Raw genomic sequence first — 13,725 nt, 5'->3', positions numbered from 1 at the left:
TCAGAACCCCGCTTTAAATGCGTTGTTATGATAGTTGGGAACTCCATTTAACCCATGCTGCACTGTTTATTCATTAACATAAATTTTGCAATCATGAAACGAGTTATCCTGTCGATCGCTTTTTCGATCGCCGCAATTGTTACCTACGCCCAGTCCGGCAGTCCTGCTATTGCCATGAACCGTAAAGAGATACGCAAAGAACGCCGGGAGCAAAAAATTACGCTGCGCGCCCTGGAAGGGAAAGATATCAGCGATGTATCAAAACAACAGTTTGCTATTGATTTTGGAAACCTGGACAATGTTACCTGGTCCAGGGATTTGTATTACGACCGGGCCGATTTTACGGACGATAACGGCCGCCATGTATCAGCCTTTTATGACGGGGAAGGTGCATTAGTAGGCACTACACGGCCCGCTACTTTTGATGAACTGCCTGCAGCGGGAAAAAAGGATATCATGAAACATTATACAGGTTATGAAAATGCACCTGTTATTTTTTTTGATGATAATGAAGCTAATGAAACAGATATGATTCTCTATGGCACACAGTTCGAAGATGCTGATAATTATTTTATTGAACTGAAAGACAAGAAAGGCAATCCTGTTGTGCTGAGAGTAGATATGGCCGGAGAGGTTTCCTATTTTTCGGAGATGCACCAATAGCGGCGGTTTAATAAAAAGCTAGTCCCGCAGCAATCGCTTTTTTGTGTTCCAGCAGGTGATGCCGCCTGAAGATGCTTTTGGTAACGAAATGTCCCAGTGCCAGTCCTACCCATACATCGCTGCTCCAGTGGCGGTTTTCATACAGGCGGGTAACGCCGGTAAGGCCGGCGATGCTATAGGCCACCCAGGGTACCCATGGGTGGTCTTTACCGTATAGCTCAGCCATGGCCGTGGCCACTGTCATTACCGTAAGACTGTGCCCGGAAGGGAAGGAAGTATGATGTTTATCCTTGCTGAAAGGAGGGTCAAAGTTAAAAGGAGAATCATAGTAAGTAGGACGGCCTCTTCTGATAATGCTTTTGATGGTAGCATAGATGGCGGTGGAAATGATGAGTGACTTGGCAGCCATCAGGCCACCATGTTCCAGGTTACGGTCATGCGCAATCACGCCGGCCACATACATCCCGGCCACGAGGTAGGGTGAATAGCTGTTGCCGAAAGGCTCTATCTGGTTGGTGACACTGGTCACGAAATTGGTTTGGTTGTGTATAAAGAATTGCTTTACCCCGTAATCGCCGGCCAGCAATACTCCCGTAACACCGCCAATAACACCGAGACGGATATAATCCCTTTTTTGCCAATGCGCGGGCCGGGCAACGGTGTATTTCAGGTCCTGCCAGATGCTTTTAAGATAAACACCGTTGATCCGGTAACGGATTAAACTGTCGGTCGGTTGTATGGAGCTGCTGGTACTATCCGCTGTAATTTGGGCACTGCTGTCGGTTTGTGCGAATGCGCCGGCGGAAACAAAGGTTAGTAAGAGAAAGAAAAGCCAGGATCTCATTAAGGTTAAAACATTTTGCAGACACTACGAATGTAGCATTTGTAGAGAAAATAAAAAGGAATGTCTAAATTTAACTACTACAAACTATTTTTATGAAACTCACAATGCTTTCTTCCCTTTTGATGCTGGCTGCGGGTATGGTATCTGCGCAGCGGGTGCAGCCGGATGTTATTCCTACCGCCAACGGGCAGCTGACAGTACAACCCATTGAGCATGCCAGCCTGGTATTGCAGTCGGGAAAAACCATCATTTACGCCGATCCTACGGGTGGTGCTGAAAAATATAAAGGATTGCCTGGCCCCGATATTATCCTGGTCACCGATATTCACGGCGACCATTTTGACGCCGCTACCATTAACAGTATCAAAACTGCAAAAACCATCATTATTGTGCCTCCTGCTGTGGCAGACAAAATACCTGCTGCCGGTAAGGAAGGTGTTACCGTGATGAAAAACGGCGACAAACAAACCATTTCCGGCATAGGCGTATGGGCTATCCCAATGTATAACCTGCCGGAAAGTCCAACCGCCATGCATACAAAGGGCAGGGGAAACGGGTACGTGTTAACCATAGGCAAGAAAGAGATCTATATTTCCGGCGACACCCAGGGTATTCCCGAAATGCGCGCCCTCAAAAATATTGACGTCGCCTTTGTATGTATGAATCTGCCATACACCATGGATGTAAAAGAAGCAGCAGATGCTGTGCTGGCATTTGCGCCAAAAATAGTATATCCATATCACTACCGCGGCAAGGATGGTTTTAGCGATGTACAACAATTTAAAAGCCTGGTGGATGCCGGTAATAAAGGAATAGAGGTGCGGTTGCGCGATTGGTATAAGAAATGAACCAGCTTCTAGCTGTTAGCTTTTAGCTTTTAGCAAAAATGCAGCGGGTTTTGTCTTGCCCAGGATTAAACTGATTATGATGATTTTCAGGATTTTTTCTTTGATGATTTAAAAAGATTAGCGAAGACAGAAGTGAGTATCCGCTTTTTTCTTCGCTAATCTTTTTAAATCGAAAATAAAATCTAAAAATAAATCCTGAAAATCATCATAATCAGTTTAATCCTGGGCAAGACAAAACCCGCTGCATTTTGGCTCAGCTTAATTCATTAAATTTAAGTTTTACACCAGCATTAACTCAGCAGCGTTATGACAGCAAACAAAATCATTTGCCCGGCCTGTAATCTGCATCTTGTGGATCAGCAACTGGCCCCTTCAGACAGGTATAATGCATCCGGTGAATGCCTGGATCTCTTCAGTCAGCTTGCTGACCGCACTTTTGCCCTGGAGGATCCTGACTTCCACTACCAGCTGGCAGTAGATGCATATAGCGCCCAACATGCCGGTGGTGTAGCCCGGGGCATTACTACCGCTTATGCGCTGATCGGGTTATACCTGGCGCTGGAACAACAGTTTTCCGGCCGTAAAGTGCAACATGTACACAGCATTATTGCCAAACAACAATGGACGCCGCTGACCCCGCCCGCACAGCCGGCAGCTATTACGGTACAGGAAGTGCTGCGCACCCATACCAATGAAGAGCTCTACACCGGCATCAGGAAATGGGCAACATCAGTATGGAACAGCTGGGCCCTGCAACATGAATGGGTAAAAGAAAAAGCGGCCCCCTATATTTAAAAAACCGGAATGAGATATTTGCATAGTTTTGCGCTTCATGATGCAACTATCCTTTTCTCCGCAACTGATGATAACAGCGATAGTGGTGATCGCTATTGCTGTGGTATGTGTAAAAACCGGTAAATTAACAGTACCAGCGGCCATATTGGCGGTTTTTATTGCTATGCTGGTAGCGCTTGGCGCCGGTTTGGGCGGACTAATACTCCTTGGCGGATTCTTTATCCTCGGCGTTACTGCTACTTCTCACAAAAAACAACTAAAAACGATTGAAGGAGCGCTTCCTCCCCAGCGGCGAACTGCAGGCCAGGTATTTGCCAATGGAGGAGTAGCCGCTATTATGGGACTGCTGGCATTCCTTTATCCGGCCCAGGAAAATCTGTACCGGCTGATGCTGGCCGCCAGCCTGGCTTCGGCCACCGCAGATACCCTGTCGTCTGAACTGGGCATGGTATATGGCCGCCGCTTTTATAACATCCTTACTTTTAAAAAAGAACCCAAAGGCCTGGATGGCGTGATCAGCCTGGAAGGTACATTGCTGGGCGCCGCAGGCGCTTTGCTGCTGGCAGTAGTATATGGTTTTTTCTTTGGTTGGGGAAAACAGGTATGCTTTGTACTGCTCGCCGGAATAACAGGCAACCTGGTGGATTCAGTACTGGGTGCTACACTGGAACGGAGGCGGTTTATCGGAAATGATGCGGTAAATTTTCTGAATACTTTACTGGCAGCGTTGGTGGGAGCAGGGATATTCCGGTTATACATCTATTGCACGTAGAATGCCAGTGTATTGAATTTTTTCATTGCATCCGCAAAGGAAGGAATTTTACTGTGAGGAGCATAGGACATTCCCTGAACAAATCGTGTATACTCAAGGTTATACTCCTTTATTTCTTTCCGTAGAATATTTTGAACCTGGGAAAATTTCTCAGAAAGTGTAAGCCCCCGCACTTTTGGAGACCTTTTTTCGTCATGTAATATCGTAGTTGTTGCGAGATTTTTAAAGTCGCCATGATTAATTGCTATCTCAGTCAATATTGCAAGATCATGAATATGTCTTACAATGGTGGGGGCGTCGTCTGCGTTGCTGCGATCTCTGTGTGGGATTCTCCAAAGGAGAGCGCTCAATTTATCCGACGCATTTTCTACCGGATTAGTGCATGGTATGCTTTCTACCTCTGCCGGCCTTTTTAAAACTTCATTGATCAGGGAGGACACTGGCAAATGAATAGTTGGTAGCGCCAGTGTTGTAATGGTTAGCTCCAGCAGGAGATGTGGTCTCAATACCTCAGATTTAGAAAATAAAGAGGGGTACGAGAGCCTCATGATCATAAAATAATTATCATTTCCGGCACTTATTTCTAACTTAAAATAAGGGAAAGCTTCCTGTAATGCTGCTTCGAGCGTTTTTTTTAAACCCGAAAGTATAACCCGTTGCTGGTTTTTACTTTTGTTAAACAGCATGTTGGTCGTTACCCTAAAATCTGTATCTTCTGAAAATCTTTGTAGCAGCTTATGTGCTTTGGAGAGAGCAGTTCCACCCGTAAAAACTATTTCGAAGTCTTCATAGGTAAGTCCGGCCACGATCTTGATAATCTGAGTTACATACCAGTCCTTTTCTACGAAAGAACTGCTGATATTCATTTCTGTTGCAATTTCCTCGATCAGTGATTTATCGGCGGGCATATTCATAACTAATAGAGCTTCCTTTATAAGTGATTTTTCGACTTATTCTGGATTCAACGCCAATTAGTCTTCCGGTGGGAATTTGTGTGGACTTGCCGGTTTGGTAATCTGTTTCTGCACGTGTTGGACTGGTAGGAACGCCTAAAATCCTCATTGCTTCCTTAGCCAGTACGGGTAAGGATTCCTGTGGAATAACCTCTCCCGTTACGAAAGATGTTTTTACTTTAGAATACAGGCCATACCCGATCCTGATCAGGTTCTTTTTTGCGGTTAATTGACGCAACGCTCTGCCTACCTGGTCATATCCGCCTAAATCGCCGAAGTCACTACGCATAACAACAGCCGATTTTTTCCGGTTAATCCGGGTTAAAATCCTGGCTTCTATTGTTCTTGCTTTTTTCATTGATTATAAGCGAATTGTGATTGCAAAAATACGACATTTATTTATGCAAAAATACGACATTTTTTCATTTTTACCAGACTGTTTTGTCCTTCCACGAAGTCACCGTAGTACTATGGTTTTAATCCTGTATTAAACTACACAATCACCCCATAACCGGTACCACGGGAGGTGGAAATCTGTAATTGAAATAAAACGGGAGAACTGCCTATGATGAACCGGTTGATTAATTTTGTTATGTTTGGGCAGCTAATATGATTTCTTATTTTGATAAACTCCTGTCATAGTGATCAAATGCTGCTCGGTCGTATGACGGCCGGCGATGCAGATGCCTTCAGCCAGCTTTTTAACAGGTACTGGGATAAAGTATATTCCACTGCCCTGGTGTTTACCAAATCATCAGAACTGGCTGAAGATACGGCACAGGAAGTATTTATGCGGCTCTGGCAAAACCGTGGCAAAGCAGGAGAAATAGACAACCTGGATGCTTTTTTATTTATTGCTACCCGCAACCTTATTTATAACAGGCTAAACCGGATGAAGCTGGAAGAAGCTTACAGCCATTACCTGCAATACCAGGTAACCACCCTGCATACAGGACCGGAAACATTTGCAGAAGAGCGGGAGCTGCAGGCTATCATCGAAGCCGGCATACAACAGCTGCCGCCCCAACAACAGAAAGCCTTCCGGCTCAGCAGGGAAAAAGGCCTCAGCCACGAAGAAATTGGCCGGCAGCTGGGTATCAGCAAGGCCTCTGTAAAAGATTATATTGTAAAGGCAATTGCCTTCCTGCGCAGGTATCTGCAGGAGCACGCAGCTATCCTCGGCAGCCTGTATCTTATCTTCTCCCAAAAAAAATAAAATAAATTTTAAACCCGGCACTTCCTGTTTGTCCATTTGCCTGTCTTTAGGTAGAAGGGATAAACTGTAATGCTATTATGACCGCAGACGAATTAAAGGAACTTTTGAACAAATACCTGGCGGATGAACTGTCGGAAGCTGACTTCCAGCGGTTATGGAATGCGCTGCAGGAGCCGGAACATAAAGAAACCCTGCTAGGCGTAATGGGAGAGGTATGGGAAAATCCCGCTTACCGGCGTTTGTCGGATACTGTTGCCAGACAGCGGGTATGGGAACAGTTAAACCCAGTGGCTCCTGTTACCCCGGAAACGCCGGTACGCCAAATCAGCCGTAGCTGGTGGGCAGCCGCTGCGGCGGTACTGTTGCTGGGCGGCGCTGCCTGGATGTTGCTTCATCGCGGCCCCGAAAAGCCTTTGCTGGCACATAACACAGTCCCCGTCATGAAAAATGATGTGGCTCCCGGAAATAACAAGGCGATACTTACCCTGGGTGATGGTTCCGAGGTGCCGCTCGACAGCGGCGCCAACAAAACAATAGGGCAGGGCATTCATCAATACAACGGGCAGCTGCAATATAATACACCGGCTGCGGCAACGGCGGTGACTTATAATACGCTTACCACGCCCCGTGGCGGGCAATTCCAGATCCGCCTGCCTGATGGCACCCGGGTATGGCTGAATGCAGCCTCGTCTATCCGGTACCCCACCGCTTTTACCGGCCAGGAAAGAAAAGTGGCGGTTACCGGTGAGGCGTACTTTGAAGTGGCTGCCAACGCGGCCATGCCTTTTCGGGTAACCATACAGCAACGCGCGGAAGTGGAAGTGCTGGGCACACATTTTAATATCAATGCCTATCCTGAAGAAGCCAGTATCAATACCACCCTCCTGGAAGGAAAAGTAAAGGTCATTGCCGGTCAGCAATCCAATGCCATACTGCTCCCCGGTCAGCAGGCAATGCTGCCTGCAAACGGCACTGTACAGATCCGGAAAAATATAGATACAGCACAGATTGTAGCCTGGAAAGATGGCTGGTTCCAGTTTCACTTGTCCACACTACCGGATGTAATGCGGCAAATTTCCCGCTGGTATGATGTAGAAGTAAGTTACCAGGGGAATATTTCTGATAAAGCATTTGAAGGACGAATACAACGCGACCTGACATTGACGCAGGTACTCAAAATACTGGCAAAAAACCAGGTGCATTTCGAGGTGAACGGTAGAAAAATAGTAGTACTCGCCGATACCGGCACAAATTAATTCCATCCATTTCACCTTGCTTGTTATACCCGCACATGATGATTTACCCGTTATGGGCATTGTTCAATTTAAACACGTTATAGTAAGCTTATTCAGAGAAAGTAAACCAGAATCAAAGCGCCTGCTATAAAGCCGGAACCCGATGGCCGTCGGGCCCGGCAAAGGGCAAAATCGTTAATTCCCCGATGGCAGGCAGGATTCATGATACGGTATGCTGTTGTGGCCGGTATTACCGGTATTCATAATTACAATAATTACTAAACTTTCTGCTCAGTTTGTTGTTGATTAACGGGAAAGATACTGTTGGTTGTTGACGGTTGTCATGTTAGTGGTTGTAGTATCCTCCTTTTCCGATGCTTAAAAATTGATTTTTCGTAGCATAGTCACTACGGGAAGCGGCGTGCCCATTAGCATGCCCAACACCTTTTTACCCAAAAAACATGAACGATGTTTGGTCCCTTGATAAAAATCTGCGCGGTAGTGTTGGTTTAACTATGTACGGATATCCATTTAAACATATACTATGAAAAATTATGCTGGAATAATTTTACTTTTTTTATCAGTACAACTTTTATCGGCACAGGAACAATTGTCGCTCGATAAGCAGGCCGCCATCTATTATGCCAAATACGACTATGCAAAAGCTGCTTCACTCTATGAACGGGTAGCAGCCAAACGTGGAGAAAAAACACCTACGCAGGTCCTCGAACGATTAGCCGATGCTTACCGGCAAATAAACAAATATGAAGCATCGGCCAACTGGTACGCTAAACTGATCACCCGTTCTGATGCTTCCCCGGATGCCCGTTTATATTACGGCGACATGCTCAAAAGCCAGGGGAAATATGCCGAAGCCAAAGTTGCCTATACACAGTATGCACAAACAGTTCCATCATCCGAAAAAGTAAAAAACCGTATTGCCGGCTGTGATGCCGCCGCTGAATGGATACAAACGCCCACCACCGTTTTTATCCGTAATGTAGAGCGGTTAAACACTTCCCAGTCTGACTGGGGCGCTACGCATTATCCCGGTGGTGTAGTATTTACTTCCGATTCATTATACCGTCATCAGCTCGATAATGGCAGCCGGTATAACCGGAATAAATATGGCCGCACTAACCGCGATTACTATGGCCTCTATGTAGGAGACACCGCTAACTACGGCAACGTATATATCAAGGATTTTTCACCGTCGTTTAACTGGTCGCGTTACCATGTAGGGCCTGCCGCATTTGATAAAGATTACCATACGGCCTATGTTACCATGACTTATCCGGACCGTAATATTCCCGGCGTAAAAGAAAACCGGGTAAAGTATGGTTATCGCCGGCTGGAGCTATTCTCTGCCGAAAAAGATAAAAATGGTAAATGGGGTAAGCCGGTTGCCTTCCCTTATAACAAACCCGATCAATACTCAGTAGGGCATGCGGCGCTCAGCAATGATGGCAACATCCTCTACTTTGCGGCCGATATGCCCGGCGGACAAGGAGGCACCGACATCTGGTACAGTGAAAAACAAGGCGATGACAAATGGGGTGCGCCCGTGAACTGTGGCCCCGCTATCAACACGGCAGAAGACGATGAATTCCCCACCATTGCGCCGGATGGCAGTTTATACTTCTCCAGTAAAGGCTGGATGGGCATGGGTGGTTTTGATATTTTTCATAGCACTGGCAGCAAAGCGCAATGGAGCACAGCGGAAAACCTCCGCTATCCCACCAATTCCCCCGCCGATGATTTTTACTTTGTTGCCGCTTTTGCCGGCGACACTTACTTTTCCTCTAACCGCACCGGTGGCAAAGGAAGCGATGATATTTACAGCATTACCACACCAACATCTTATACCCTCACCAAAACGCCGGTAGCACTGGTGATTCCATTTATAGGAACCATTTGTCCTACGCTGAACGATGCCTGCATCTATATTTATAACAGGCAACGCGGTATTGGCTGGTGCTTTATCGGGCAACCGGGAAGAGAGATCAACCTCACCCTCGAAAAGGAAACAGACTATGTGATCCGCACCACCTACCCCGGACAACGCCGGGATTCCATCGAGTTTAATACAAGAGGGATGACGGATGGGCAGGAACTGAAGAAAGTGATAGGCCCTTGCAGCCATTAGCCATTAGCTTTTAGCTTTTAGTAAATGCAGCGGATTTTTTTTTTGCCCAGGATTAAACTGATTTTGATGATTTAAAGGATTTTTTCTTGTGATTTAAAAAGATAAAATAGATTTTGGAAGATATATGCGAATTTATTTACGTAAATCTTCCAAAATCTTTTAAAATCTTCTTAATCAAAAAGTAAAATCCTTTAAATCATCAAAATCAGTTTAATCCTGGGCAAAAAAAAAATCCGCTGCATTTACTAAAAGCTAAAAGCTAATGGCTAAAAGCTAACGGCAACATCCTATCTTTACCCTACATGATCCAACTACTCACCGATAGCATCCTTCAGCATGTAGCCCTCACGGAGGAAGAAATAGCCCGGATACCGGCGTATTTTGAAACCGTGAAAACCCATCGGGGGCAGTTCCTGTTGCGGGAAGGGGAAATATGCAGGTACGAATTTTTTGTGCTCAAAGGCTGTTGCCGCCAATATGAAACTGATGATGCGGGAAAGGAAAATGTATTCCAGTTCAGTGTAGAAGGATGGTGGATGACAGACCTCGACAGCATGCTCCACGAAAGACCATCCGTTTTTAATATTGATGTACTGGAAGCCGGGGAAATATTACAGATCACAAAAGCGCAGCTGCACCTTTTATTCCAGGATATTCCGGCGGTGGAGCGGTACTACCATATTATCACGCAGCGCTCCGGCGCCGCGTTGCAGCGCAGGATCTTATTTTTGCAAAAGCCGGCCATTGAAAGATACCGGGAGTTTGTAACCCGTTATCCTTTTCTAGAAACCAGGCTGCCCCAGCACCAGGTGGCGGCCTACCTGGGCATTACCAAAGAATCGCTGAGCCGCTTGCGGCATAAAATAGCCAGGTCGTAATTCATCTCCCTAATTTATTACCAAATGTCATTTTTTGGGCGCCGCCGATAACCCAATTTTGTTTTCAAATATTGAGATATGACAACACATCCGGTTTTTGAAACATTTGCATTGGCACAACGGCAGATAAAGAACAGGGTAGCAGTGGCCCCTATGAGCCGTGCCAGCGCCACGTTGGCGGGTATTCCCACCAACGCCATGAATACCTATTACGAAAAATTTGCACAGGGAGGTTTTGGTATTATTATCACAGAAGGATTATATACAGATAAGATAGCCAGCCAGGCTTATCCGCATCAGCCAGGTATTGTAACGCCTGAGCAGATTGCCGGGTGGCGAGCGGTGGTGAATAAAGTAACAGCACATGGGACGGTGGTAATAGCGCAGCTGATGCATGCGGGCGCCTTGTCCCAGCATTTAACCCAAACGCAGGCGCCTTCCGTGATAACGCCACTGGGCACAAAATTGCGCTCGTATGGAGGAGGAGACGGGCCTTTCCCTGTTCCGGCGGCGATGACGGTAACGGATATACGTAATGTAGTAAAGGGATACGCCGATGCTGCCAAAAATGCGGTGGCCGCAGGTTTTCACGGCATCGAGCTGCATGCGGCCAACGGCTATCTGCCGGATCAGTTCCTGACGGCATATACCAATCTCCGGGACGACGATTATGGCGGCAGTATTCCAAATCGTTTCCGCATCATTGCGGAAAGCCTGGCGGCGATCCGGCAGGCAGTGCCGGCTGGCTTTATTGTGGGATTGCGGCTTTCGGAAGGCAAGGTGAATGATTTTCATTACCGCTGGCCCGATGGTGCAGTTACCGCTGCCGCCATCCTGGAAGAGGTAGCAAAGGCGGCGCCCGACTATGTACATATTTCCGGCGAGGGAAGCACCTGGGAAAAACTGGGCGTTTATGATAATAATGAGTCGCTAACTGGGATGGCTAAACGAATAACCGGTCTGCCGGTCATTGCAAATGGCGGGATGGACGATTTACGTGTAGCCGATAAGGCGTTACGGGAAGGACATACAGATTTTATTTCGCTGGGGAAGGCGGCACTGGCAAACCCCGACTGGCCGGCACGCATTGCCGCAGGATTGCAGCCGGTTGCCTTTGAACGTGCCATGGCAGCGCCATTTCCACCGGTATTGGTATAGGCCAATCAAAGGAGATGGAAGATTTTTCGAAGATCCGGGGGCCCATCCTCCGGATTTTTATAAAAAAAAACGAGGGGTAATGATTACTCCCCGTTGTGCAACATTTCCATTTCCAGCAGCTTGCTGCCTCCGGCAAAATCCGCTGCTGCATCCGGGCATAGAACGGAACCTAGGGAGTTCATCATTCGCTGGGCAACAAGATCAATGTCTTCCGTGGTGGTTGCTAAGAAAGGGGCCTGCGTTTTTAGCCGCTGTATTAAACTGTTCTTTTGCTGAACAGAAATATCCACGATCTTATTAATTCTTTCTACAGCCGCTTTGTACAATTCGTCATAATAAAAAAGCATATTCATAATATGTCCACGTTTTATATGATTCAAATGTAGGCTTATGCATATAATCCTGGCTATATGAAAATATTATGACCTATAATTAATAATTATAAATGGTTTTGGCCATTTTGATGAAACGCTTGTTCAGGTCGCTGGTTTCACCCTTGCGTTGGATAAAGTAAAAACTGCGCTCTATCCGCAGCCCTTCGAAGTTAAGAATGGTGAGTTCGCCGTGTTGCAACTCTTTGGCAATAGAGCGGGTAGACAAAAATCCCACACAACCGGACTCCAGCAGGAAGTTCTTCAACGCCTCGGTACCGCCGAGGCGCACCTTGATTTTCAGGTCATTCAGCCGGATCTTGCTTTTCTGCAACCCGGTTTTGATCGCTTCCAATGTACCGCTGCCCCGCTCACGGATCGCTACAGGCATTTGCAGGATATCTTTTACCGGGTAGTTCTTTTTCTTTGCCAAAGGATTATTACGGCTGCATACCGCCACAATCTGGTCTTTCAGAAAAGGCTGATAGGTGATATTGCTCAGTTGCCCTTTCTCCTCCGTGACGCCGATATTGATTTCCTTGTCCAGCAGCGCCTGTAATACAATTTCACTGTTGCGGTTCAACAGGGAAATATCCACCAGCGGGTATTCCCGGTGAAACGCCGACATTACTTTCGGGAGAATATATAACGCTGCAGTAGTGCTGGCGCCCAGGTTCAGCATACCGGTGGCCTGCTGCTGGTCGTGGATCACAGAAATGTCAAATTCCGTTTCCTGCTGTATATGTTTCACGGTCAACAGGCGATTATATAACAATTGTCCTGCTTCGGTCAACTCTATCTGCAGTCCTTTTCTTTCAAATAATTTGGTCCTATACTGCTCCTCCAGTCCTTTGATATGCGTACTTACCGCGGGCTGCGAGATAAACAACGCCTCGCTGGCCCTTGAAAAGCTTTTGTGGTGAGCCACTTCCATAAAAACCAGGTGACGGTTAGATAGCATATGATGGTATTGATTACTGAATATATTCAATTTCCCGCTTCCGGATAAAACGAATACTATCTTCGTACCCCGTGATGTTATTATTCATGATCTCCACTTTCTCTATCCAGTTATTTTGGGCGTCATATTGGAAAGCATAGCGGAAAATGGTACGGCGGATGTCTCCCGATCCATTCAACTCCTCATTTACCTGCGTTACCAGGTGACGGTGGATGTTATATTCGCTGGTAGTAACAGACCGGGGTGTATTTGCTATCAGTTCGTTCTCCCCGGCAAAGGTGGCTTCCATGATCACCTGGCGATGCTCATCATATTTCCGTTTGGTGATTTCAAACAAACCGCCGAAGGAATAATAATACTCCAGTTCCACCGGGCTGCCATCTTCATCTGTACCTGCTCTTTTTTCCCACTGCTCATTATAGGGATCTTCTTCCATATCGATCCCGGCGCCGCCCCCGGTTGGATGTTTTACGTTGCCGGCTTCATCGTACATGGTTTTGTGAAGCTCTTTGTTGTAATATTCCCACGTTTCCCTGATTTGACCGTTGGGATAATAGTAATGACTATAGGTGATAGTGCCGTCGCTCCAGCTGAGGGTTTCCTGCTGCAGTACACCGTTGTCGTCAAACAGGTACACCAGGTTTTTCGCAGGTTCGCCGTATTCATCAAACGACTCCCATTTTGTCAGGTGTCCGCGTTCATCATAATGAGATATTTCAAACCCATAATTGGTATCATCCTGGTCGGTGGTCAGGTATTTCATTTGCCGGATACGGCCGGTTAATTCATCGTTAAGGATAGTTTTGAGCATGACAACAATAGATATTTCTATTAAGTTAATTAAAGCTGTGATAACAGCATGAAAATTTTCCCATATTCGAAAAC

At 46.5% G+C, this 13,725-nt stretch carries 15 protein-coding genes; 9 read left to right on the top strand and 6 right to left on the bottom strand.

Annotated elements, in window-relative coordinates; all coding sequences use genetic code 11:
- The first annotated feature begins 93 nt into the window (after positions 1–93).
- Positions 94–663 (top strand): hypothetical protein, encoded by a 570-nt coding sequence (locus tag KE626_RS09475; protein ID WP_211972625.1) that lies wholly within the window; start codon positions 94–96, stop codon positions 661–663.
- A 7-nt stretch (positions 664–670) separates the two neighbouring features.
- Here KE626_RS09475 and KE626_RS09470 read toward each other — a convergent pair whose 3' ends face one another.
- A complete protein-coding gene (locus tag KE626_RS09470) occupies positions 671–1,507 on the bottom strand; it encodes a phosphatase PAP2 family protein (protein ID WP_211972624.1) in 837 nt (278 codons plus the stop codon).
- Between the two features lie 92 nt (positions 1,508–1,599).
- On the opposite strand from KE626_RS09470, the gene KE626_RS09465 reads away from it, so the two are divergent.
- The 3 genes from KE626_RS09465 to KE626_RS09455 all read left to right on the top strand — a co-directional run bounded on the left by KE626_RS09465 (position 1,600) and on the right by KE626_RS09455 (position 3,922).
- Entirely contained in the window at positions 1,600–2,355 is a 756-nt protein-coding gene (locus tag KE626_RS09465) for an MBL fold metallo-hydrolase (RefSeq protein WP_211972623.1), read from the top strand.
- A gap of 306 nt (positions 2,356–2,661) precedes the next feature.
- Positions 2,662–3,150 (top strand): DUF5946 family protein, encoded by a 489-nt coding sequence (locus KE626_RS09460; RefSeq protein ID WP_211972622.1) that lies wholly within the window; start codon positions 2,662–2,664, stop codon positions 3,148–3,150.
- 37 nt (positions 3,151–3,187) lie between these two features.
- Positions 3,188–3,922: a DUF92 domain-containing protein gene (locus tag KE626_RS09455; protein ID WP_211972621.1), complete on the top strand. Its 735-nt coding sequence runs from the start codon at positions 3,188–3,190 to the stop codon at positions 3,920–3,922.
- On the opposite strand, the gene KE626_RS09450 is transcribed toward KE626_RS09455, so the two are convergent.
- Together KE626_RS09450 and KE626_RS09445 are read right to left on the bottom strand one after the other, a co-directional pair.
- Complete coding sequence (locus tag KE626_RS09450; RefSeq protein WP_211972620.1) at positions 3,910–4,830, bottom strand: nucleotidyl transferase AbiEii/AbiGii toxin family protein; 921 nt, start codon at positions 4,828–4,830, stop codon at positions 3,910–3,912. The two genes, KE626_RS09455 and KE626_RS09450, sit on opposite strands and share 13 nt — an antisense overlap.
- Complete coding sequence (locus KE626_RS09445; protein ID WP_283093138.1) at positions 4,817–5,233, bottom strand: DUF6088 family protein; 417 nt, start codon at positions 5,231–5,233, stop codon at positions 4,817–4,819. The genes KE626_RS09450 and KE626_RS09445 overlap by 14 nt, the downstream gene beginning before the upstream one ends.
- Positions 5,234–5,524: 291 nt before the next feature.
- Between KE626_RS09445 and KE626_RS09440 the strand changes: the two genes are divergently transcribed.
- The 5 genes from KE626_RS09440 (at position 5,525) to KE626_RS09420 (ending at position 11,508) form a co-directional block, all read left to right on the top strand.
- On the top strand, positions 5,525–6,091 hold the full coding sequence (locus KE626_RS09440) for an RNA polymerase sigma factor (RefSeq protein ID WP_211972618.1): 567 nt from the start codon (positions 5,525–5,527) through the stop codon (positions 6,089–6,091).
- Between the two features lie 77 nt (positions 6,092–6,168).
- Positions 6,169–7,347 (top strand): FecR family protein, encoded by a 1,179-nt coding sequence (locus tag KE626_RS09435; protein WP_211972617.1) that lies wholly within the window; start codon positions 6,169–6,171, stop codon positions 7,345–7,347.
- A 523-nt stretch (positions 7,348–7,870) separates the two neighbouring features.
- On the top strand, positions 7,871–9,472 hold the full coding sequence (locus tag KE626_RS09430) for a tetratricopeptide repeat protein (RefSeq protein WP_211972616.1): 1,602 nt from the start codon (positions 7,871–7,873) through the stop codon (positions 9,470–9,472).
- A gap of 302 nt (positions 9,473–9,774) precedes the next feature.
- Complete coding sequence (locus KE626_RS09425) at positions 9,775–10,350, top strand: Crp/Fnr family transcriptional regulator (protein ID WP_211972615.1); 576 nt, start codon at positions 9,775–9,777, stop codon at positions 10,348–10,350.
- A 78-nt stretch (positions 10,351–10,428) separates the two neighbouring features.
- Positions 10,429–11,508 carry an oxidoreductase gene (locus KE626_RS09420; protein WP_211972614.1) on the top strand — a complete coding sequence of 360 codons (1,080 nt, stop codon included), beginning with the start codon at positions 10,429–10,431 and terminating at the stop codon, positions 11,506–11,508.
- 83 nt (positions 11,509–11,591) lie between these two features.
- On the opposite strand, the gene KE626_RS09415 is transcribed toward KE626_RS09420, so the two are convergent.
- The 3 genes from KE626_RS09415 to KE626_RS09405 form a co-directional block, all read right to left on the bottom strand.
- The gene (locus KE626_RS09415) at positions 11,592–11,861 is read right to left on the bottom strand and encodes a hypothetical protein (protein WP_211972613.1); all 270 of its coding nucleotides are present in this window, start codon (positions 11,859–11,861) and stop codon (positions 11,592–11,594) included.
- 79 nt (positions 11,862–11,940) lie between these two features.
- Positions 11,941–12,840 (bottom strand): LysR substrate-binding domain-containing protein, encoded by a 900-nt coding sequence (locus KE626_RS09410; protein ID WP_211972612.1) that lies wholly within the window; start codon positions 12,838–12,840, stop codon positions 11,941–11,943.
- 13 nt (positions 12,841–12,853) lie between these two features.
- Entirely contained in the window at positions 12,854–13,651 is a 798-nt protein-coding gene (locus KE626_RS09405; RefSeq protein WP_211972611.1) for a hypothetical protein, read from the bottom strand.
- Between the last annotated feature and the right edge of the window lie 74 nt (positions 13,652–13,725).

It is taken from the genome of Chitinophaga hostae, assembly GCF_018224885.1.
Taxonomy (GTDB): Bacteria; Bacteroidota; Bacteroidia; order Chitinophagales; family Chitinophagaceae; genus Chitinophaga; species Chitinophaga hostae.
Note: the sequence above shows the minus strand (reverse complement) of the source record. Positions and strands in the feature narration are given on the sequence as shown.

Bases quoted from the DNA above. Each gene is read 5' to 3' on its own strand.
- KE626_RS09430 (WP_211972616.1), top strand. From the start codon at position 7,871: ATGAAAAATTATGCTGGAATAATTTTACTTTTTTTATCAGTACAACTT.
- KE626_RS09405 (WP_211972611.1), bottom strand. From the start codon at position 13,651: ATGCTCAAAACTATCCTTAACGATGAATTAACCGGCCGTATCCGGCAA.
- KE626_RS09470 (WP_211972624.1), bottom strand. From the start codon at position 1,507: ATGAGATCCTGGCTTTTCTTTCTCTTACTAACCTTTGTTTCCGCCGGC.
- KE626_RS09410 (WP_211972612.1), bottom strand. From the start codon at position 12,840: ATGCTATCTAACCGTCACCTGGTTTTTATGGAAGTGGCTCACCACAAA.
- KE626_RS09440 (WP_211972618.1), top strand. From the start codon at position 5,525: ATGCTGCTCGGTCGTATGACGGCCGGCGATGCAGATGCCTTCAGCCAG.
- KE626_RS09445 (WP_283093138.1), bottom strand. From the start codon at position 5,233: ATGAAAAAAGCAAGAACAATAGAAGCCAGGATTTTAACCCGGATTAAC.
- KE626_RS09450 (WP_211972620.1), bottom strand. From the start codon at position 4,830: ATGCCCGCCGATAAATCACTGATCGAGGAAATTGCAACAGAAATGAAT.
- KE626_RS09415 (WP_211972613.1), bottom strand. From the start codon at position 11,861: ATGAATATGCTTTTTTATTATGACGAATTGTACAAAGCGGCTGTAGAA.
- KE626_RS09460 (WP_211972622.1), top strand. From the start codon at position 2,662: ATGACAGCAAACAAAATCATTTGCCCGGCCTGTAATCTGCATCTTGTG.
- KE626_RS09420 (WP_211972614.1), top strand. From the start codon at position 10,429: ATGACAACACATCCGGTTTTTGAAACATTTGCATTGGCACAACGGCAG.
- KE626_RS09435 (WP_211972617.1), top strand. From the start codon at position 6,169: ATGACCGCAGACGAATTAAAGGAACTTTTGAACAAATACCTGGCGGAT.
- KE626_RS09475 (WP_211972625.1), top strand. From the start codon at position 94: ATGAAACGAGTTATCCTGTCGATCGCTTTTTCGATCGCCGCAATTGTT.
- KE626_RS09455 (WP_211972621.1), top strand. From the start codon at position 3,188: ATGATGCAACTATCCTTTTCTCCGCAACTGATGATAACAGCGATAGTG.
- KE626_RS09425 (WP_211972615.1), top strand. From the start codon at position 9,775: ATGATCCAACTACTCACCGATAGCATCCTTCAGCATGTAGCCCTCACG.
- KE626_RS09465 (WP_211972623.1), top strand. From the start codon at position 1,600: ATGAAACTCACAATGCTTTCTTCCCTTTTGATGCTGGCTGCGGGTATG.